This window comes from Kitasatospora sp. NPDC053057 (genome assembly GCF_044546945.1).
In the GTDB taxonomy this organism is placed as follows: domain Bacteria; phylum Actinomycetota; class Actinomycetes; order Streptomycetales; family Streptomycetaceae; genus Kitasatospora.
Map to the genome: position 1 here is coordinate 96,000 of NZ_JBITZP010000010.1, position 18,513 is coordinate 114,512.

Annotated in this window: 16 protein-coding genes; 3 read left to right on the forward strand and 13 right to left on the reverse strand. The window is 71.3% G+C overall.

Annotated features, from left to right (window positions below):
• The first annotated feature begins 31 nt into the window (after nt 1-31).
• Complete coding sequence (locus ACIG5E_RS13885; protein ID WP_396533629.1) at nt 32-349, forward strand: tetratricopeptide repeat protein; 318 nt, start codon at nt 32-34, stop codon at nt 347-349.
• Nucleotides 350-439: 90 nt separating this feature from the next.
• On the opposite strand, the gene rpsD is transcribed toward ACIG5E_RS13885, so the two are convergent.
• The 8 genes from rpsD to ACIG5E_RS13925 form a co-directional block, all read right to left on the reverse strand.
• Complete coding sequence (rpsD, locus tag ACIG5E_RS13890; RefSeq protein ID WP_030056230.1) at nt 440-1,054, reverse strand: 30S ribosomal protein S4; 615 nt, start codon at nt 1,052-1,054, stop codon at nt 440-442.
• A gap of 404 nt (nt 1,055-1,458) precedes the next feature.
• Nucleotides 1,459-2,868, reverse strand: a complete 1,410-nt coding sequence (locus tag ACIG5E_RS13895) for a replication-associated recombination protein A (protein WP_396533630.1) — start codon at nt 2,866-2,868, stop codon at nt 1,459-1,461.
• Between the two features lie 49 nt (nt 2,869-2,917).
• On the reverse strand, nt 2,918-3,535 hold the full coding sequence (locus tag ACIG5E_RS13900) for an antibiotic biosynthesis monooxygenase (RefSeq protein ID WP_396533631.1): 618 nt from the start codon (nt 3,533-3,535) through the stop codon (nt 2,918-2,920).
• Between the two features lie 71 nt (nt 3,536-3,606).
• Nucleotides 3,607-4,425, reverse strand: a complete 819-nt coding sequence (ppk2, locus tag ACIG5E_RS13905; protein ID WP_396533632.1) for a polyphosphate kinase 2 — start codon at nt 4,423-4,425, stop codon at nt 3,607-3,609.
• Between the two features lie 110 nt (nt 4,426-4,535).
• Nucleotides 4,536-5,054: a GNAT family N-acetyltransferase gene (locus ACIG5E_RS13910; RefSeq protein ID WP_396533633.1), complete on the reverse strand. Its 519-nt coding sequence runs from the start codon at nt 5,052-5,054 to the stop codon at nt 4,536-4,538.
• A gap of 93 nt (nt 5,055-5,147) precedes the next feature.
• Nucleotides 5,148-6,938, reverse strand: a complete 1,791-nt coding sequence (aspS, locus tag ACIG5E_RS13915; RefSeq protein WP_396533634.1) for an aspartate--tRNA ligase — start codon at nt 6,936-6,938, stop codon at nt 5,148-5,150.
• Nucleotides 6,935-8,197, reverse strand: coding sequence for a histidine--tRNA ligase (gene hisS, locus ACIG5E_RS13920; protein WP_396533635.1), 1,263 nt, complete (start codon nt 8,195-8,197; stop codon nt 6,935-6,937). The genes aspS and hisS overlap by 4 nt, the downstream gene beginning before the upstream one ends.
• 11 nt (nt 8,198-8,208) lie before the next feature.
• Nucleotides 8,209-8,916, reverse strand: a complete 708-nt coding sequence (locus tag ACIG5E_RS13925) for an MBL fold metallo-hydrolase (RefSeq protein ID WP_396533636.1) — start codon at nt 8,914-8,916, stop codon at nt 8,209-8,211.
• Nucleotides 8,917-9,153: 237 nt separating this feature from the next.
• Between ACIG5E_RS13925 and ACIG5E_RS13930 the strand changes: the two genes are divergently transcribed.
• The gene (locus ACIG5E_RS13930) at nt 9,154-9,996 is read left to right on the forward strand and encodes a peptidylprolyl isomerase (RefSeq protein WP_396533637.1); all 843 of its coding nucleotides are present in this window, start codon (nt 9,154-9,156) and stop codon (nt 9,994-9,996) included.
• A gap of 264 nt (nt 9,997-10,260) precedes the next feature.
• Nucleotides 10,261-11,490 carry a DUF349 domain-containing protein gene (locus tag ACIG5E_RS13935; RefSeq protein ID WP_396533638.1) on the forward strand — a complete coding sequence of 410 codons (1,230 nt, stop codon included), beginning with the start codon at nt 10,261-10,263 and terminating at the stop codon, nt 11,488-11,490.
• Nucleotides 11,491-11,556: 66 nt separating this feature from the next.
• Here the strand turns inward: ACIG5E_RS13935 and ACIG5E_RS13940 are convergent, their stop codons facing one another.
• From ACIG5E_RS13940 to yajC, 5 genes are all read right to left on the reverse strand, one after another.
• The gene (locus ACIG5E_RS13940) at nt 11,557-14,007 is read right to left on the reverse strand and encodes a RelA/SpoT family protein (RefSeq protein WP_396533639.1); all 2,451 of its coding nucleotides are present in this window, start codon (nt 14,005-14,007) and stop codon (nt 11,557-11,559) included.
• Nucleotides 14,008-14,177: 170 nt separating this feature from the next.
• Nucleotides 14,178-14,729 carry an adenine phosphoribosyltransferase gene (locus ACIG5E_RS13945; RefSeq protein WP_396533640.1) on the reverse strand — a complete coding sequence of 184 codons (552 nt, stop codon included), beginning with the start codon at nt 14,727-14,729 and terminating at the stop codon, nt 14,178-14,180.
• Nucleotides 14,730-14,754: 25 nt separating this feature from the next.
• Nucleotides 14,755-15,852: a protein translocase subunit SecF gene (gene secF, locus ACIG5E_RS13950; protein WP_396533641.1), complete on the reverse strand. Its 1,098-nt coding sequence runs from the start codon at nt 15,850-15,852 to the stop codon at nt 14,755-14,757.
• A gap of 4 nt (nt 15,853-15,856) precedes the next feature.
• Nucleotides 15,857-17,704 carry a protein translocase subunit SecD gene (secD, locus tag ACIG5E_RS13955; RefSeq protein ID WP_396533642.1) on the reverse strand — a complete coding sequence of 616 codons (1,848 nt, stop codon included), beginning with the start codon at nt 17,702-17,704 and terminating at the stop codon, nt 15,857-15,859.
• 147 nt (nt 17,705-17,851) lie between these two features.
• A complete protein-coding gene (gene yajC / locus ACIG5E_RS13960; protein WP_396533643.1) occupies nt 17,852-18,262 on the reverse strand; it encodes a preprotein translocase subunit YajC in 411 nt (136 codons plus the stop codon).
• Nucleotides 18,263-18,513: the final 251 nt, after the last annotated feature.

Here is an 18,513-nt window from a genome sequence, read left to right on the forward strand (position 1 = left end):
AGGAGGCAAGGATCCACCCGGAAGGAGCACCATGGCCATCCACGACGAGTACCGCCTCGCGAACTTCTACTTCGAGTCCAAGGCGTACACCGACGCCGCCCGCATGCTGGAGGGCGTGCTGGCCGAGGAGCCGGCCAACCTCTCCGTCCGGCTGCTGCTGGCCCGCAGCTACTTCCACTCCGCCCAGCTCGGCCGCGCCGAGGCCGAGCTGCGCCGGATCCTCGACCTCGACCCGGCCGAGGACTACGCCCGGCTGATGCTCGGCCGCACCCTGGAGCGCCAGGGCCGCGCCGAGGAGGCCCGCCCGCACCTGCGGCTGGCCGCCGCGATGACCGGCGAGAGCGTCTGACGGCCGGCACCGCAGAGCAGCGAACCCCCGCCGCCTCGAAAGGCGACGGGGGTTCGCTGTGGTTTCGCGATCTGCGGAACCGAGCGCGGGTCAGCGCGAGTAGTACTCGACGACCAGCTGCTCGTCACAGATCACCGGGACCTCCTTGCGCTGCGGCGCACGGTCCAGGCGGAAGGCCAGGGCCTTCAGGTTGACCTCGAGGTACTTCGGGGTCTGGCCCTCACCCGCGTAGCCACCCTCACGGGCGACCTGGAAGGGGACCTTCTCCTTGCTGCGCTCGCGGACGGTGACCACGTAGCCCGGCTTCATCTGGAACGACGGCTTGTTGACCTTGCCACCGTTGACCTCGATGTGGCCGTGGACGACCATCTGGCGGGCCTGGTAGATGGTGCGGGCGATGCCCGAACGCAGCACCAGGGAGTCCAGACGGGTCTCCAGGTCGGCGACGAGCGCCTCACCGGTCTTGCCCTCGGCCTTCTTCGCGCGGTCGAACGCGCGCGCCATCTGCTTCTCGCTCAGGTCGTACTGGGCGCGCAGACGCTGCTTCTCGAGCAGACGGACCTTGTAGTCCGAGTTCTGCTTGCGACCACGGCCGTGCTGGCCGGGCGGGTACGGGCGGGCCTCGAAGTACTTGACGGACTTCGGGGTCAGCGGCACGCCGAGCGCACGCGCGATCTTGACCTTGGGACGCTTCTGGTTCGCCATGAACCAAACCTTCCTTGCTTACGAATACGGCTTTCACCAGGTGTTGACGGAGGTCGCATGTCGCGACCCGGAGAAAACCCCGTCGCCTGCGCGAAGGGATCAGCCGCTCTCCGGAGCCGGGCACGAGAAGTGCTGGTCACACGAAGGGCCCGGATACCGGGCCGTCCGCGACACCGAAACGGTGCGCGACGCTCCTGTTGCGGGCCTCCCGGGGGAGGCCTACGGCCGATGTCCCGCTGGTGCGGCCGGTCGGTGGGGTCTCCCCCGCCGCCGTCCCGGGACTTGGCACTCCGACTGAGTATACCGGTGGATCACTCGGTCTTTTCCCCGGGCTGCCGGTCGGCCTTCCCTTCGGCCTGCTCCGCCTTCTTCTCCGCCTTCTGCTCCGCCTTCTGCTCGGCCTTCTACTCCGCCTTCTGCTCGGCCTTCTGCTCCGCCTTCTGCTCGGCCTTCTGCTCCGCCCTGCGCTCCCCGCGCAGCCGCCCGCGCGTCCACTCCACGGTGTCCGCGTACCGCACCTCGCCGCCGCGCCGGTTCGGCTGGTAGTACTCCCGGCCGTGCACCGAGTCCGGCGCGTACTGCTGGGCCGCGATGCCCTCCGGCAGGTCGTGCGGGTACTGGTAGCCCCTGCCGTGGCCGAGCTTGCCCGCCCCGCCGTAGTGGGCGTCCCGCAGGTGCGGCGGGACGGCACCGGCCAGCCCCTGCCGGACGTCCGCCAGCGCCGCGTCGATCGCCAGGTAGGCCGAGTTGGACTTCGGTGCCAGGGCCAGCGCGATCGCCGCCTGGGAGAGGATGATCCGGGCCTCCGGGAAGCCGATCAGGGCCACCGCCTGGGCCGCCGCCACCGCCGTCTGCAGCGCCGTCGGGTCGGCCAGGCCGATGTCCTCGCTGGCCGAGATCATCAGCCGCCGGGCGATGAACCGCGGGTCCTCCCCCGCCTCGATCATCCGGGCCAGGTAGTGCAGGGTGGCGTCCACGTCGCTGCCGCGGATCGACTTGATCAGCGCGCTGGCCACGTCGTAGTGCTGGTCGCCGTCCTTGTCGTAGCGCACCGCCGCCTGGTTGACGGCCGTCTCGGTGGTGGCCAGCGTGATGCTCGCCTCGCCCTTCTCCAGCGCCGCCCCGGCCGCCGCCTCCAGCGTGGTGAGCGCCCGCCGGGCGTCCCCGCCGGCGAGGCGCACCAGGTGGTCCTCGGCCTCGGCGGTCAGCTCCAGCGCGCCCTCCAGCCCGCGCTCGTCGGCCACCGCGCGGCGCAGCAGCGCGCGGATGTCGTCGTCGGTCAGGGACTCCAGGGTGAGCAGCAGCGAGCGGGACAGCAGCGGGGAGATCACCGAGAAGTACGGGTTCTCGGTGGTCGCCGCGATCAGGGTGACCCAGCGGTTCTCCACGGCCGGCAGCAGCGAGTCCTGCTGGGCCTTGGAGAAGCGGTGGATCTCGTCCAGGAAGAGCACCGTCTCCCGGCCGGACATGCCGACCGCCCGCCGGGCGCCGTCGATCACCGCCCGGACCTCCTTGACCCCGGCGGTGATCGCGGACAGCTCGACGAAGCGGCCCTCCACCGCCTGGCTGATCACGTGCGCGAGGGTGGTCTTGCCGGTGCCGGGCGGGCCCCAGAGGATCACCGAGCTGGTGGCCGCCGGGCCGCGCGAGTTCGCAACCAGGCGGCGCAGCGGCGAGCCTGGCTTCAGCAGCTGCCGCTGCCCGGCCACCTCGTCCAGGGTGCGCGGGCGCATCCGTACGGCCAGCGGCGCCCGGCCGGGCTCCCTGGCCTGGCGTTCCTCGGCGGCGGCGGTGAAGAGGTCCGGTTCGTCCACACCGGAAGCCTAGTTGAGGCCGCCGACAGCGGGACCTGGCTCCCGGGCCCTATCCCTGCGGGGTGCGGCGGTCCAGCAGGACCACCTCGAACTCCTCCAGCGACCGCAGGGTGGCGCCGCTCTCGGCGATGCCCCTGGCCCGGGCCTCGGCCATCGGGCCGCGCGAGGCCGCGAAGGTCGCCTCGTCTACGAAGATCGCGCCCACCATGGCGCGCCCGGTGGCCCGGTCGACCAGCATCGCGGCGGTCACGAACCCGGCCATCTTCTCCAGGGCCGGCAGTGCGCGGTCCCGGAAGGCCCCGGCCATCGCGTCCACCTTGGCCGGGTCGATGTCGATCCGCACCAACCGGAACCCGGCGCCCGGTCCGGCCACCCCGGGCGGGGCGGTCACCACGGCCTCCCACACGTCGGTGGTCGCGGTGCCGGCCAACGGCGCCAGCAGCTCCTCGCGGCGGGCGTGCAGGGCCGCGTCGCTGTCGCGCTCGGCCTCAGCGGACTCCCACCACGAACCCATGGTGATCTTGCCCACCGCCCGGTCGGCGTACAGCCCGAAGCCGCGGTAGCCGGGCTGCCCGGAGAGCAGGTCCACCACCTCGGTGCTGAGCCCCTCCAGGGTCTGGTCGACCCGTTCCGGATTGCCGGTCAGGTAGACGGTACGAACGAACATGAGCGCGCCTCCTGTGGACGCCCGGGCGCCACGCGGGGCCGTTCTCGTGAGCAGCGCCCGGCGGGCCCCGTCTACTCCAGTCTGGCAGCGTGGTCCGGAACGTACTTCTGCAGATCGCGCGGCGGCCGCTGGTAGCCGCGCGGGGCCGGGCGGGGCGGCAGGTCGATCCCGGGCGGGGCGACCTCGTGGTACGGCACGGAGGAGAGCAGGTGGGCGATCATGTTGATCCGGGCCCGCCGCTTGTCGTCGCTCTCCACCACGTGCCAGGGCGACTGCGGGATGTCGGTGTGGACGAACATCTCGTCCTTGGCCCGCGAGTAGTCCTCCCAGTGGGTGATCGACTCCACGTCCATCGGGGAGAGCTTCCAGCGCTTCATCGGGTCCTCCAGCCGGTCCCGGAACCGCTGCTCCTGCTCGGTGTCGCTCACCGAGAACCAGTACTTGCGCAGCAGGATGCCCGCCTCGACCAGCATCTGCTCGAACGTCGGGCACTGGTGCAGGAACTGCCAGTACTCCTCGTCGGTGCAGAAGCCCATCACCCGCTCGACCCCGGCCCGGTTGTACCAGCTGCGGTCGAACAGCACGATCTCCCCGGCCGCCGGCAGGTGTTCGACGTACCGCTGGAAGTACCACTGGGTCTTCTGCCGCTCGGTCGGGGTGGGAAGCGCCGCGACCCGGGCGATGCGCGGGTTCAGGTACTCCGTCACCCGCTTGATCGCTCCGCCCTTGCCGGCCGCGTCCCGACCCTCGAAGACCACCACCAGGCGGGCGCCCTCGACCCGCACCCACTCCTGGAGCTTCACCAGCTCCTGCTGCAGCCGCAGCAGCTCCCGCTCGTACGGCTTCTTCGCCAGTCGTCCCGGCTTCGCGGTCCGCTGCTCCTCGGCCACCCTCGGGTCCTCCGTCCGACTCCTGCTGATGACCCTTCACCGTAGGCGCAGATCGGCGACCTCGCAGGTCGGAGCGGAAGGACAGGTCGGAGCGGAAGGGGCGGACGGACCTACACCGCGACGAAGGGCTCCGGATAGCGGCACAGCCCGCGCGGACCGCCGTCGTAGGCCGCCAGCGGCAGCGCCTGGAAGTACGCGTCCGGCACCTCGAAGGGGCCGGTGACCTCGTGCCGCCCGGCCGGGATGAAGCCGAACCGCCCGTAGTAATCCGGGTCGCCGAGCACGACCACCAGCTTCTCCCCCGCCTCCTCGGCGGCCGACAGCGCGGCCCGGACGACGAGTTCGCCGACGCCCCGGCGCTGCCACTCCGGCGCGACCGCGACCGGCGCGAGCGCCAGCGCGTCACCGGTCCCGCTGCCGCCGCCGACCCGCAGCCGGGTCAGCAGGGCGTGCCCGATCACCAGCCCCGCGTCGTCCACCGCGACCAGCGACAGCCCGGGCAGCCAGGCGGGGTCGCGCCGCAGCGCGTCCACCAGGTCCGCCTCGTCCGGCCCGGGGAACGCGGCCATGTGGACGCGTCTGGTCGCCGGTGCGTCCTCCGGACATTCGACTCTCGTTGTGACCTGCATGAGTCAACCCTCCCTGTGTCACACGACGTTGTGGACCGGCCCCGGACGGTGGACCGTCCGGGGCCGTTGCAGGTTAGCGTGGATGACGGGGCGTCAGCTCTTGGGCTGAGCCTCGGACTTGACGTCCTCACGGACCTTGGGCTGGGCGTCCACACCGGCCTCGCGGCGCTGCGCCGGGGTGATCGGGGTCGGGGCGCCGGTCAGCGGGTCACCGCCGGTGGACGTCTTCGGGAAGGCGATGACGTCGCGGATGGTGTCGTACCCGCCGAGCAGCGTGACGATCCGGTCGAGGCCGAAGGCGACCCCACCGTGCGGCGGCGGGCCGTAGTTGAAGGCGTCCAGCAGGAAGCCGAACTGCGAGGCCGCCTCCTCCTCGGAGAGGCCGATCGCGTCGAACGCCCGCTTCTGCACGTCCCGCTGGTGGATACGGATCGAACCGCCGCCCAGCTCCGAGCCGTTGAGGACCAGGTCGTAGGCGTTGGACAGGGCCGAGCCCGGGTCGGTGTCGAAGCTGTCCAGCGACTCCGGGGTCGGGGCGGTGAACGGGTGGTGCACCGCGTGCCAGCCCAGGAACTGGCCCTTGTCGTCCTCGATCGGCTCGAACATCGGGAAGTCGACGACCCAGAGGAAGGCCCACTTGGACTCGTCGATCAGCTCGCAGCGGCGGCCGATCTCCAGGCGGGCGGCGCCCAGCAGCTCCTGCGAGGCGCGCTCCTTGCCGGCCGCGAAGAAGACGGCGTCGCCGTTCTTGGCGCCGGCCGCGGCGGCGAGGCCGGCCAGGTGCTCCTCGGAGAGGTTCTTGGCGACCGGGCCGCGCAGCTCGCCGGTCTCGGCGTCGATCAGCACGTAGGCCAGGCCCTTGGCGCCGCGCGCCTTGGCCCAGTCCTGCCAGGCGTCCAGCTGCTTGCGCGGCTGCGAGGCACCGCCCGGCATGACCACGGCGCCGACGTACGGGGCCTGGAAGACGCGGAACTCGGTGCCCTTGAAGTACTCGGTGAGGTCGGTGAGTTCCTGGCCGAAGCGGACGTCCGGCTTGTCGGAGCCGTAGCGGCCCATGGCGTCCGCGTAGGTCATCCGCGGCAGCGGGTTGGGGATCTCGTAGCCGTGGACCTCGCGCCAGATGGAGCCGACGATCTTCTCGCCGAGGGCCAGGATGTCCTCCTGGTCGACGAAGGAGGCCTCGATGTCCAGCTGGGTGAACTCCGGCTGGCGGTCGGCGCGGAAGTCCTCGTCGCGGAAGCAGCGGGCGATCTGGTAGTAGCGCTCCATGCCAGCCACCATCAGCAGCTGCTTGAACAGCTGGGGCGACTGCGGCAGCGCGTACCAGTGGCCGGGCTGCAGGCGGACCGGGACGAGGAAGTCGCGGGCGCCCTCGGGGGTGGAGCGGGTGAGGTACGGCGTCTCGATGTCGAGGAAGTCGTTCTCCTCCATCACCCGGCGGATGATGTTGTTGACCTTGGAGCGCAGCCGCAGGCCCTTGGCCGGGCCCTCGCGGCGCAGGTCCAGGTAGCGGTAGCGCAGCCGGACCTCCTCGTTGACCGTGCCGGGCTCGTACTCGGCGACCGGGAACGGCAGCGGGGCGGCCTCGGAGAGCACCTCGATCTCGCTGACGACGACCTCGACGGCGCCGGTCGGGATGTCCGGGTTCTCGTTGCCCTCGGGGCGGACCCGGACGTCGCCGACGACCTTGACGCAGTACTCGGCGCGCAGGCCGTGCACCGACTCGAGGTCGCGGACCACGATCTGGACGGTGCCGGAGGCGTCGCGCAGGTCGATGAAGGCGACGCCGCCGTGGTCGCGGCGGCGGGCGACCCAGCCGGCCAGGGTGACGGTGGTGCCTGCGTGCTCCGGGCGGAGCGTGCCCGCGTCGTGCGTGCGGATCACAGCTGCTTCTCCTTCAGGGTGGTGACGAGTGCGTCGAGGGCGACGGGGGTCTGCTCGCCGGTGCTCATGTCCTTGAGCTGGACGACGCCCTCGGCGAGGTCCCGGTCACCGGCGATCAGGGCGAAGCGGGCGCCGGACCGGTCGGCGGACTTCATGGCGTTCTTGATGCTCTTGACGCCGAAGGCGAGGTCGGTGGCGACGCCGGCCCGGCGCAGCTCGACCACCTTGGCGAACAGCAGGTTCTTGGCCTCCTCGCCGAGCGCGACGGCGTAGACGGAGGTGGCGGCGGGCAGGTCGAGGTCGACGCCCTCGGCCTCCAGCGCCAGGTAGGTGCGGTCCACGCCGAGCGCCCAGCCGACGGACGGCAGCGCCGGGCCGCCGATCATCTCGGACAGGCCGTCGTAGCGGCCGCCGCCGCCGATCGCGGACTGGGCGCCGAGGCCGTTGTGCACGAACTCGAAGGTGGTGCGGGTGTAGTAGTCCAGGCCGCGGACCAGCTTCGGGTCGTCGACGAAGGCCACGCCGTTGGCGGTGAGCAGCTCGCGCACCTTCTCGTCGTACGCCTTGCACTCCTCGCACAGGAAGTCGCGCAGCATCGGGGCGCCGACCAGCTGCTCCTGCACCGACTCGCGCTTGTCGTCCAGCACGCGCAGCGGGTTGATCTCGGCGCGGCGGCGGGTGTCCTCGTCCAGGTCCAGGCCGGCGAGGAACTCGATCAGGGCGGCGCGGTAGACCGGGCGGCACTGCTTGTCGCCGAGGCTGTTGAGCAGCAGCGAGTAGTTGCTCAGGCCCAGCGAGCGGAAGGCGTCGTCGGCCAGGATGATCAGCTCGGCGTCCAGCGCCGGGTCCTCGGCGCCGATCGCCTCGGCACCGACCTGGGAGAACTGGCGGTAGCGGCCCTTCTGGGCGCGCTCGTAGCGGTAGTAAGAGCCGGAGTACCAGAGCTTGACCGGCAGGTTGCCCTGCTTGTGCAGGTTGGCCTGGAGCGCGGCGCGCAGCACCGAGGCGGTGCCCTCGGGGCGCAGCGCGAGCTCGTCGCCGCCCTTGGTGGTGAGGGTGTACATCTCCTTGGAGACGATGTCGGTGGACTCGCCGACACCGCGCGAGAACAGCTTCACGTCCTCGAAGACCGGGGTCTCGACGTAGCCGTAACCGGCCCGGCGGGCGGGCGCGGCGATGCGCTCGCGGATCGCCAGGAAGGTCGCGGAGCTGGGGGGCAGCAGGTCGTAGGTGCCCTTGGGGGCGGTGAAGGTGCTCAACTTCTCTTCCGTCACATTCCTCGTCGCGGGAAAGCCGGGGCGCCGGCCGCCCCCGCTGCCTGTCGGAGGTAGGGGTTGGTGGCGCGCTCGCGGCCGATGGTGGTCTGACCGCCGTGGCCGGAGAGGACCACGGTGGAATCGTCGAGGGGCAGGCACACCCGGGCCAGCGAGCGCATGATCGCTTCGCCGTCCCCGCCCGGGAGGTCGGTACGCCCGATGGAGCCGGCGAACAGCAGGTCGCCCGAGAACAGCACCGGGGGGAGGTCCTCGGCACCGGGCGTCCGGAAGGTCACCGACCCCCCGGTATGGCCCGGGGCGTGGTCCACGGTGAGCTGCAGGCCGGCCAGCTCCAGCACGCTGCCGTCGGTGAGCTCGCGCACGTCGTCGGGCTCGCCGACGGTGATCTCGCCCATCAGCTGGGTGCCCAGGGAGCGGCCGAGCGACTTCTCCGGGTCGGACATCATGTACCGGTCCTCGGGGTGGATCCAGGCCGGGACGCCGCGGGCGCCGCAGACCGGGACCACCGAGGCGACGTGGTCGATGTGGCCGTGGGTGAGCAGGACGGCGACGGGCTTGAGCCGGTGCTCACGGACGAGCTCCTCGACGCCGCGGGCGGCCTGGTGGCCGGGATCGACGATGACGCACTCCTCGCCCGCCGCCGGCGCGACCAGGTAGCAGTTGGTGCCCCAGGCTCCAGCGGGGAATCCGGCGATGAACACGCGCGTCCTTCGGGTCTGTGCGGCGGGGGGCTGCGGTGGCTACCAGTAGTGATGACGTAAGGGAAGCCTACCGGCGGTGCGGGTCCGGTTGCGAACCAGATACGCCGCGACCGGTTCGGCCCGCCGACGCGTTCACCGTGTTCTTAGGGCCCGGTCCCTACACTTGGCCGCCGATGGATGCGATGATCCGCTCCGGAACCATCCACTTTTCCCGCACATGCTCAGGAGACACGGCCGGTGGTCAGCAGCGAACAGCGGCGGCGGCAGCTCGCCCGCGAGAAGTACGAGCGCCAGATGCAGCGCCGCGCCGAGATGGCGTCCGCCCGCAGGCGCCGCAACACGATCCTGGGCGCCTCGCTCGCGGTCGTGGTGCTGGCCGGCGGCGGCACGCTGTTCGCCACCGGCGCGTTCAGCTCGGACGGCAAGGACAAGAGCACCTCGGCCGCCTCCTCCGCCCAGGCCGCGCCGACCCAGACGGCCCCGGCCACCCCGACCCGCAAGCCGGTCGAGGGCTGCGCCGCCCCGGCGCCGGGCTCGCCCAACGGCAAGCAGTTCAAGGCCGAGCCGGCCATGTCGATCGACCAGAACGCCTCGTACACCATGGCGCTGGACACCAACTGCGGCAAGGTCACCGTCGCGCTGGACGCGGCCAAGGCCCCGCACACCGTGAACTCGTTCAACTTCCTGGCCGGGGAGCAGTACTTCGACCACACCAAGTGCCACCGGCTGACCACCGACGGCATCTTCGTACTCCAGTGCGGCGACCCGACCGCCAGTGCGACCGTGCCGGGCGGCACGGGCGGCCCCGGCTACAAGTTCGCGGACGAGAACCTGACCGGCGCGACCTACCCCGCGGGCACCGTGGCGATGGCCAACTCCGGCCCGGGCACCAACGGAAGCCAGTTCTTCCTGGTCTACAAGGACACCCAGCTGCCGCCGAACTACACCCCCTTCGGCAAGATCACCAACGGCCTGGACGTGGTCCAGAAGATCGCCGCCGCGGGCACCCTGGAGGGCGCCCCGGACGGCCACCCGATGGCCGACGTCACCTTCAACTCGGTTACGGTGTCCAAGGGTTGACCGATCCCGGGGCCGCCGGCGGCGGGCGCCCGAAGCGCTCCCGCCCGGCCCCGGACCGAAATCGCCCGGCCCGGATGCGGACAGCACCGGGCCTGGTCGCCTATGTTGGCGTTGTATAGGGTGCCCGCACCCGCCTGGCCGTCACCCTCGGCAGCAGGACACGGCGGACGGGGACGGCGGGCTCATCGGTCCGCCGCACATCAACTGTGGACGACGGTCGCGCGCCGCCCCGGCGCGGGCGCGACGTCATGTGGAGGACGCGCTATGAGCAGCGACCCGTGGGGCCGTGTGGACGAGCAGGGCACGGTGTACGTCAGGACGGCCGACGGCGAACGCGTGGTCGGTTCCTGGCAGGCCGGCTCGCCCGAGGAGGCCCTCGCCTACTTCGAGCGCAAGTACCAGGGCATCGAGGTGGAGATCGGCCTGCTGGAGAAGCGGGTGCGCACCACCGACCTGGCCGCCAAGGACGCCCAGACCGCGCTGGAGCACCTCCGCGCGCAGGTGACCGAGGGGCACGCGGTGGGCGACCTGGACGCGCTGGCCAAGCGGCTGGACACGCTCGCCGGTGAGATCGAGAGCCGGCGGGAGGAGCGCAAGGCGGCCCGTGCCAAGGCCCAGGACGAGACCCGCACCGCCAAGGAGGCCCTGGTCTCCGAGGCCGAGCAGCTCGCCGAGTCCACCCAGTGGCGGGAGGCCGGGGACCGGCTGCGCGCCCTGGTGGACACCTGGAAGGGCCTGCCGCGGCTGGACCGCAAGAGCGACGACGAGCTGTGGCACCGCTTCTCGCACGCCCGCTCGGTCTTCTCCAAGCACCGCAAGGCGCACTTCGCGACGCTGGACGCCGAGCGCGAGCAGGCCCGGCAGACCAAGGAGTCGCTGGTTTCCGAGGCCGAGGCGCTGTCCTCGTCCACCGACTGGGGCACCACCGCGGCCGCCTACCGCGACCTGATGGCGCGCTGGAAGGCCGCCGGCCGGGCGCAGCGGGACGTCGAGGACGAGCTGTGGGCGCGGTTCCGCGGCGCGCAGGACGTCTTCTTCCAGGCCCGTTCCGCGGTCTTCAGCGAGCGGGACGCCGAGCAGGTGGAGAACCAGAAGCTCAAGGAGGCCCTGGCCACCGAGGCCGAGGCGATCCTGCCGATCACCGACCTGAAGGCCGCCAAGGCCGCGCTGCGCGAGGTCAACGAGCGCTGGGAGGCCATCGGCCACGTGCCGCGCGACGTCCGTCCGAAGCTGGACGGCCGGCTGAACGCGGTCGAGCGGGCCATTCGCGAGGCCGAGGACGCCGAGTGGAAGCGCTCCAACCCGGAGGCCAAGGCCCGGGCGGCCGGCATGGTGGGCCTGTTCCAGGCGAAGGCCGACAAGATCCAGGCCGACCTGGACAAGGCCCGCGCGGCCGGCAACGCCGGCAAGACCGCCAGGCTGGAGTCCGAGCTGGCCGGCGTGCAGACCCTGCTGGAGCAGGCGCACAAGAGCCAGGAGGAGTTCAGCGGCTGATCCGGCTGACCGACTGAACGGCGAAGGCCCCCGGGGAGCACCCCGGGGGCCTTCCTCATGCCGTGGTCACTTCCGGGCCGAGGTGACCCGGTAGACGTCGTAGACGCCCTCGACGCCGCGCACCGCCTTGAGCACGTGGCCCAGGTGCTTCGGGTCGCCCATCTCGAAGGTGAAGCGGCTCATCGCCACCCGGTCCCGGGAGGTCTGGACCGCCGCTGACAGGATGTTGACGTGCTGGTCGGAGAGCACCCGGGTGACGTCCGAGAGCAGCCGGGAGCGGTCCAGCGCCTCGACCTGGATGGCCACCAGGAACACCGAGGACTGGGTGGCCGCCCACTCGACGTCGATCATGCGCTCGGGCTGCTGGCTCAGCGACTCGACGTTGACGCAGTCGGCGCGGTGCACCGAGACGCCGTTGCCGCGGGTGACGAAGCCGACGATCGGGTCGCCCGGCACCGGGGTGCAGCAGCGGGACAGCTTGACCCAGACGTCCTCGACGCCCTTGACGATCACGCCCGGGTCGCCCTTGGCCCGGCGGCGCACCGCCCGGCGGTCGTGGGTCGGGGTGGCCGTCTCGGCGAGGTCCTCGGTGGCGCCCTCCTCGCCGCCGAGCGCCTGGACCAGCTTCTGGACGATGTTCTGCGCGGCGACGTGGCCCTCGCCGATGGCGGCGTAGAGCGAGGAGATGTCGGGGTAGCGCATCTCGTGGGCCAGGGTGACCAGCGAGTCGCCGGTCAGGATCCGCTGGATCGGCAGGCCCTGCTTGCGCATCGCCCGGACGATCGCCTCCTTGCCGTGCTCGATCGCCTCCTCGCGGCGCTCCTTGGAGAACCAGGCGCGGATCTTGTTGCGGGCGCGCGGGGACTTGACGAAGCCCAGCCAGTCCCGGGAGGGGCCGGCGTTCTCCGCCTTGGAGGTGAACACCTCGACGGTGTCGCCGTTCTCCAGGGTCGACTCCAGCGGCACCAGCCGCCCGTTGACCCGGGCCCCTATGGTCCGGTAGCCGACCTCGGTGTGCACCGCGAAGGCGAAGTCGACCGGGGTGGCGCCGGCCGGCAGCGCTATCACGTCGCCCTTGGGGGTGAAGACGAAGACCTCGTTGCTGGCCAGGTCGAAGCGCAGTGACTCCAGGAACTCGCCCGGATCGGCGGTCTCCTTCTGCCAGTCCAGCAGCTGCCGCAGCCAGGCCATCTCGTTGACGGCGCCGGCCTTGTCGTCCTTGCGGGTCTGGGTCGGGGTGTCGGTGCGGACCTTGGACGCGCCGGCGACCGCGCGCTGCTTGTACTTCCAGTGCGCGGCGATGCCGTACTCGGCCCGCCGGTGCATGTCGAAGGTGCGGATCTGGAGTTCGACGGGCTTGCCGCCTGGACCGATCACCGTGGTGTGCAGCGACTGGTACATGTTGAACTTGGGCATCGCGATGTAGTCCTTGAACCGCCCCGGCACCGGGTTCCACCGCGCGTGGATGGTGCCCAGCGCCGCGTAGCAGTCGCGGACGGTGTCGACCAGGACCCGGATGCCCACCAGGTCGTAGATCTCGGCGAAGTCCCGGCCCCGGACGATCATCTTCTGGTAGACCGAGTAGTAGTGCTTCGGCCGGCCGGTGACGGAGGCGGTGATCCGGGCGCCGCGCAGGTCCGCCTGGACCTGGTCGATGACGGTCGCCAGGTACTCGTCCCGCTTGGGGGCGCGCTCGGCGACCAGCCGGACGATCTCGTCGTACATCTTGGGGTAGAGGATCGCGAAGGCGAGGTCCTCCAGCTCCCACTTGATGGTGTTCATGCCCAGCCGGTGCGCCAGCGGGGCGTAGATCTCCAGCGTCTCGCGGGCCTTCTTCTCCTGCTTCTCCCGCTTGAGGTAGCGCATGGTGCGCATGTTGTGCAGGCGGTCGGCCAGCTTGATCACCAGGACCCGCGGGTCCTTGGCCATCGCCACGACCATCTTGCGGACGGTCTCGGCCTGCGCGGCCTCGCCGAACTTGACCCGGTCCAGCTTGGTGACGCCGTCGACCAGCAGGGCCACCGAGTCGCCGAAGTCCTTGCGCAGGGTCTCCAGGCCGTAGTCGGTGTCCTCGACGGTGTCGTGCAGCAGCCCGGCCATCAGCGTCGGGGCGTCCATGCCGAGTTCGGCGAGGATGGTGGCGACGGCCAGCGGGTGGGTGATGTACGGGTCGCCGCTCTTGCGCTTCTGCCCGCGGTGCCACTTTTCGGCGACGGCGTAGGCCCGCTCGATGTCGCGCAGCAGCGCCGGGTCGGCCTTGGGGTCGTTCGCCCGGATCGAGCGGAACAGGGGCTCCAGGACGGGGTTCAGCACGCTGGAGCGCTGGCCGCCCAGGCGGGCCAGTCGGGCGCGCATGCCGCCGCCGGTGCCGGAGCCGCGGCCGAGCGGGGCGGTTTGGCGCGAGGAGGTCGGCGTCGGGCGTGCCGGGGTGGCCCCCGAGGGCGTGGGACGGTTTTCGGGGGCGGCCGCTGCGGCCGTGGGCACAACCTCGTCGGGCAAGGACACTCCTCGGGGCACCGGGGCCGACCCCTGCCGGGCCCGTGACGTCCGGGCACAACCGGGAGGGGATGAATCTTCATGGTACCGAGCCGGGCGGCCCGGTGTTCATCCGGCCGGGCCCGGAAACGGAAGGACGGCGGTCGGATGATCCGACCGCCGTCCTCGGAGTCCCTTGTGGAGCCCGTCCCTCAGACCGTGACCAGCGTCTCCAGCGGGGCGCCGTTCAGGTGTCCGGCCAGCCGGTCGCGGCCGTCCAGGAAGCCCAGCTCCATCAGCACCACGACGCCCGCCAGCTCGGCGCCGGCCTCCTTCACCAGGTCCAGCGAGGCACCGATGGTGCCGCCGGTGGCCAGCACGTCGTCCACCACCAGCACCCGCTCACCGGGCGCGAAGGCGTCGCACTGCACCTCCAGCGTCGCCGAGCCGTACTCCAGCTCGTACGAACGCCGGAACACCTCGCCGGGCAGCTTGCCCTGCTTGCGGATCGGCACGAAGCCGAGCCCGGCCGCGAAGGCCGCCGGGGCCGCCAGCACGAAGCCGCGCGCCTCCAGGCCCACCACCTTGGTCGCCCCGAGCTCCTTCGCCCGGTCCGCCAGCGCCCGGGTGAGGGCGCCGAAGGCCTCGGCGTCGGCGAGCAGCGGCGCGATGTCCTTGAACAGCACGCCCGGCTTCGGGTAGTCCGGGACGTCCCGGATCCGGCTGTTCAGCAGCTCGGCCAGTGTGGTGTCGACGGTGGTCACGGTGGTGGGTTCCTTAGGTTCGGGTTCAGCGCTTGGTGGACGGACGGCCCTTGGCACGCGGGGTGCCGGCCGACCGGCCGCGCTGACCGACCATACCCGCAGGCTGGTCCTCGTCCGCGACCTCGTCCGTCGCCACCGCGTCCTGGACCTCCGCCTTGGCGGCCGCGGCCCGGTGCTGCAGGACGCGCTTGCGCAGCGCCTTCATCTCCGGCTGCTCCTCCTTGAGCTGCGCCAGCAGCGGAGTGGCGACGCAGATCGAGGAGTAGGCACCGGCCGCGAGGCCGATGAACAGCGCGAGCGAGATGTCGTTCAGGGTGCCGGCGCCCAGGAGGCCGCCACCGATGAACAGCAGCGCGGCGACCGGCAGCAGCGCCACCACGGTGGTGTTGAGCGAGCGCACCAGGGTCTGGTTGAGGCCCGCGTTGGCCGCCTCGCTGTAGGTGAGCCTGTTCTGCTTGGTGAGCCCCTTGGTGTTCTCCTTCACGGTGTCGAAGACGACGACCGTGTCGTAGAGCGAGTACCCGAGGATGGTCAGGAAGCCGATCACCGTACCGGGGGTGACCTCGAAGCCGACCAGGGCGTAGACGCCGATGGTGATCAGGAGGTCGTGGATCAGGGCGACCAGGGCGGCCACCGCCATCCGCCACTCGAAGGCGATCGCCAGGTAGATCGTCACCAGGACCATGAAGATGATCAGGCCGGTGATCGCCTTGTTGGAGATCTGCTTGCCCCAGCTGGGGCCGATGACCTGGGCCTCGACGGTGTCCAGCGGCACGCCGATCTTATCGGCGAGCTGCGAACGGACCTCGTCGGAGCTCTTCGGCTCGTCGGTGCTGACCTGGATGCGGATCTTGTTGTTGTCGGTCGACTGCACCAGCGGGTGCGAGGAGGTGACCTGGTCGGCCTTCTCCTGCGCCTGCGAGACCGTCAGGCCCGGCTTGGTCACGGTGTAGACCGAGCCGCCCTTGAACTCGATGCCCAGGTGCAGGCCCATCGCCAGGCCGATCGCCGCGACCAGCACGATCACACCGGAGATGGAGTACCAGAGCTTACGGCGCCCGACGAAGTCGAAGCTGACCTCGCCCTGGTAGAGCCGGTGGCCCAGATTGGAGAAGCGTGACACGGTGTCAGGCCCCCTTCACGGCGGCAGAGGAGGGGCTACGGCGACGGCTGCTGCGCAGCGGCGGGCGGGCGCCCAGCCGCTTGGGGTCCAGACCGGACCACGGGTGGCCGTCGGAGAAGAACTTGCGCCGGGCCAGCAGCGTGATCAGCGGCTTGGTGAAGAGGAAGATCACCACGACGTCGAGCGCGGTGGTCAGACCCAGGGTGAACGCGAAGCCCTGGACCTTGCCGACCGAGACCACGTAGAGCACCGCGGCACAGAGGAAGGACACGAAGTCCGAGACCAGGATGGTGCGCCGGGCGCGCGGCCAGGCCCGCTGGACCGCCGGGCGCAGCGGGGCGCCCTCGCGGACCTCGTCGCGGATGCGCTCGAAGTACACGATGAAGGAGTCGGCGGTGATACCGATCGCGACGATCGCACCGCAGACCGCCGGCAGGGTCAGCGCGAAGCCGATCCCGCCGCCGAGCAGGCTCATGATCGAGTAGGTCAGGGCCGCCGAGACGACCAGACCGGCGATCGAGACCAGGCCGAGGCCGCGGTAGTAGACCAGCGAGTAGGCGACGACCAGCAGCATGCCGATCGCGCCGGCGACCAGACCGGCCTTGAGCTGGTCACTGCCCAGCGCCGGGGAGACGGTGGTGATGTCGCTCTTGGTGAACTCCAGCGGCAGGGCGCCGTAGCTCAGCACGTTGGAGAGGTCCTGCGCCTCGGCCTGGCTGAACTGGCCGGTGATGACCGCGCTGCCGCCGGGGATCGGGCCGTTGACCTGCGGGTGCGAGACCACCTGGTTGTCCAGCACGATGGCGAACTGGTTGTTCGGCGGGGCCTGGGTGGCGAGCTGCCCGGTGACCTTGGTGAAGGCGTCGGTGCCGGTGCCGTTGAACTGCAGCTGGACCTGCCAGCCGCTACCGGTCTGGGTGTCGAGGGAGGGCTGGGCCTTGGAGACGTCCGAGCCCTTCACCGCGACGGGGCCGAGCGCCAGCTTCTCGTAGTAGCCGCCCTTCCCGGGCTTCTGCGAGCAGGCGACCATGGCCTTGTCCTCGGCCCCGGTCTGGGCCGAACGGATCTCGGGCTTGGAGCAGTCGAGCCCCGCGAAGGCCGCGGACAGCTCCGGCGGGACGGTGCCCTGGGTCATCGCGGCGCTCAGGTCGGCGGCGCTCGGCTGGGTGGCCTGGGCGCTCGGGGCACCGGAGGCGGACGGGGCGGCCGAGCCGGTGGCGGCGGACGGAGCGGTGCTCGCGCCCGTCGCGGCGGCCGACGGGGTGGCGGCCTCGGCGGCCAGCGCCTCACCGACCGAGCGGCCCTGCTTGGTGGAGCTCGCGGAGGCGGTCGGCGCGTGGCTGGCGGAGGAGCTCGCGCCGGCCGAGGCCGACGGGGCGGCGCTGCCCGAGGGGGCGGCGCTCGGGCTGCCGGAGGCGCCGGCGGACGGGGTGCCGGTGGGCGCCGGCACGGTGATACCGCTGGGCGCCACGGCCAGGACCGGACGGAAGAACAGCTTCGCGGTGGTACCGACCTGGTCCGCCGCGTTCTGCCGGTCGCCGCCCTTGGGGATGTTCACGATGATCGTGTCCGAGCCCTGGGTCTGGACCTCCGCCTCGGAGACACCCATTCCGTTGACCCGGCGCTCGATGATCCCGGTGGCGATGTCCATGTTGGCCTTGTTGACCGCCTTGGGATCGGTCGACTTCGCGGTCAGCGTGATGCTGGTGCCGCCGGCGAGGTCGATTCCGAGCCGGGGCTTGGTGTTGCCCGTCCCGAACATGAGGGCGACCAGTCCGACGGTGACGACCAGGATGAGGGCCAGCGCCCGCCCTGGGTAGCCGTCGCGCGGGCGCGACTTGGGTGTTGCCACCTTGCTCGTTTCTCCCTGTCCATGCCACCTCCCCGACCGGACCCCCGTCCGGCTCGTGGCGGGACGGGGGCATGGCGGTTCTGCGGCCCTGAGGTCCTGTGGGCTCGCGGCACTGCGCCGCGCGGACGGGCGGGTTGCCCGTCCGTACTACTTGCTCGCGGGAGCCCCGCCCTCGGCATCGCCCTTCTCGGCGCCGTCCTTGGTGAGCGTCAGCGGCTTGCCCTCGGCCGGCGCGGCGTCGGCGACGTCCTCGGTCTCCGGCTCGGACAGCTCGTCGTCCTCGGGACGACCGTTGATGATCGCGTCGTACTCCTGGGGGTCCAGGACGGCCGCGACGGCGCTCTTCGTGAAGTGGGTGATCACGCCGGGAGCGATCTCCAGCTCGACGGTCTCGTCGTTGACCGCCTTCACCTGGGCGTACAGGCCGCCGATGGTGCGCACTCCCGCCCCGGGCTCCAGCGCCGTCTGCATCTGCTGCATCTGCGACTGGCGCTTCTTCTGCGACCGGAACATGAGCACGATCGCGATGATCGGGAGGAGAAGGATGATGAGGTTCACTGCAGCCAGGGTCCTTTACGGGCCGCCGGCCGGCGGCCTGTGTGGTATGGGTCGGCCCGTCAGGTGAGAGGGGCGGTCCGGCGGAGTCTAGGCGACCCCGAACTGATCGGACAACGCCAAGCATCGCATCCTGCCGCCGAAAGTGGCGACCCTCCGTCCGCACGGTTTCCCCGGGCTTCCGCCCTGGCATCTCCAAGGGGCGCGGCACCGGGCCGGCCGGGAACCGGTCGCCACCTCTCACCCGTTCAGCC

What these genes read in the sequence shown, in the direction of transcription:
- rpsD (WP_030056230.1), bottom strand. Translation starts at nt 1,054, where the DNA reads ATGGCGAACCAGAAGCGTCCCAAGGTCAAGATCGCGCGTGCGCTCGGC.
- ACIG5E_RS13935 (WP_396533638.1), top strand. Translation starts at nt 10,261, where the DNA reads ATGAGCAGCGACCCGTGGGGCCGTGTGGACGAGCAGGGCACGGTGTAC.
- ACIG5E_RS13885 (WP_396533629.1), top strand. Translation starts at nt 32, where the DNA reads ATGGCCATCCACGACGAGTACCGCCTCGCGAACTTCTACTTCGAGTCC.
- ACIG5E_RS13900 (WP_396533631.1), bottom strand. Translation starts at nt 3,535, where the DNA reads ATGTTCGTTCGTACCGTCTACCTGACCGGCAATCCGGAACGGGTCGAC.
- ACIG5E_RS13910 (WP_396533633.1), bottom strand. Translation starts at nt 5,054, where the DNA reads ATGCAGGTCACAACGAGAGTCGAATGTCCGGAGGACGCACCGGCGACC.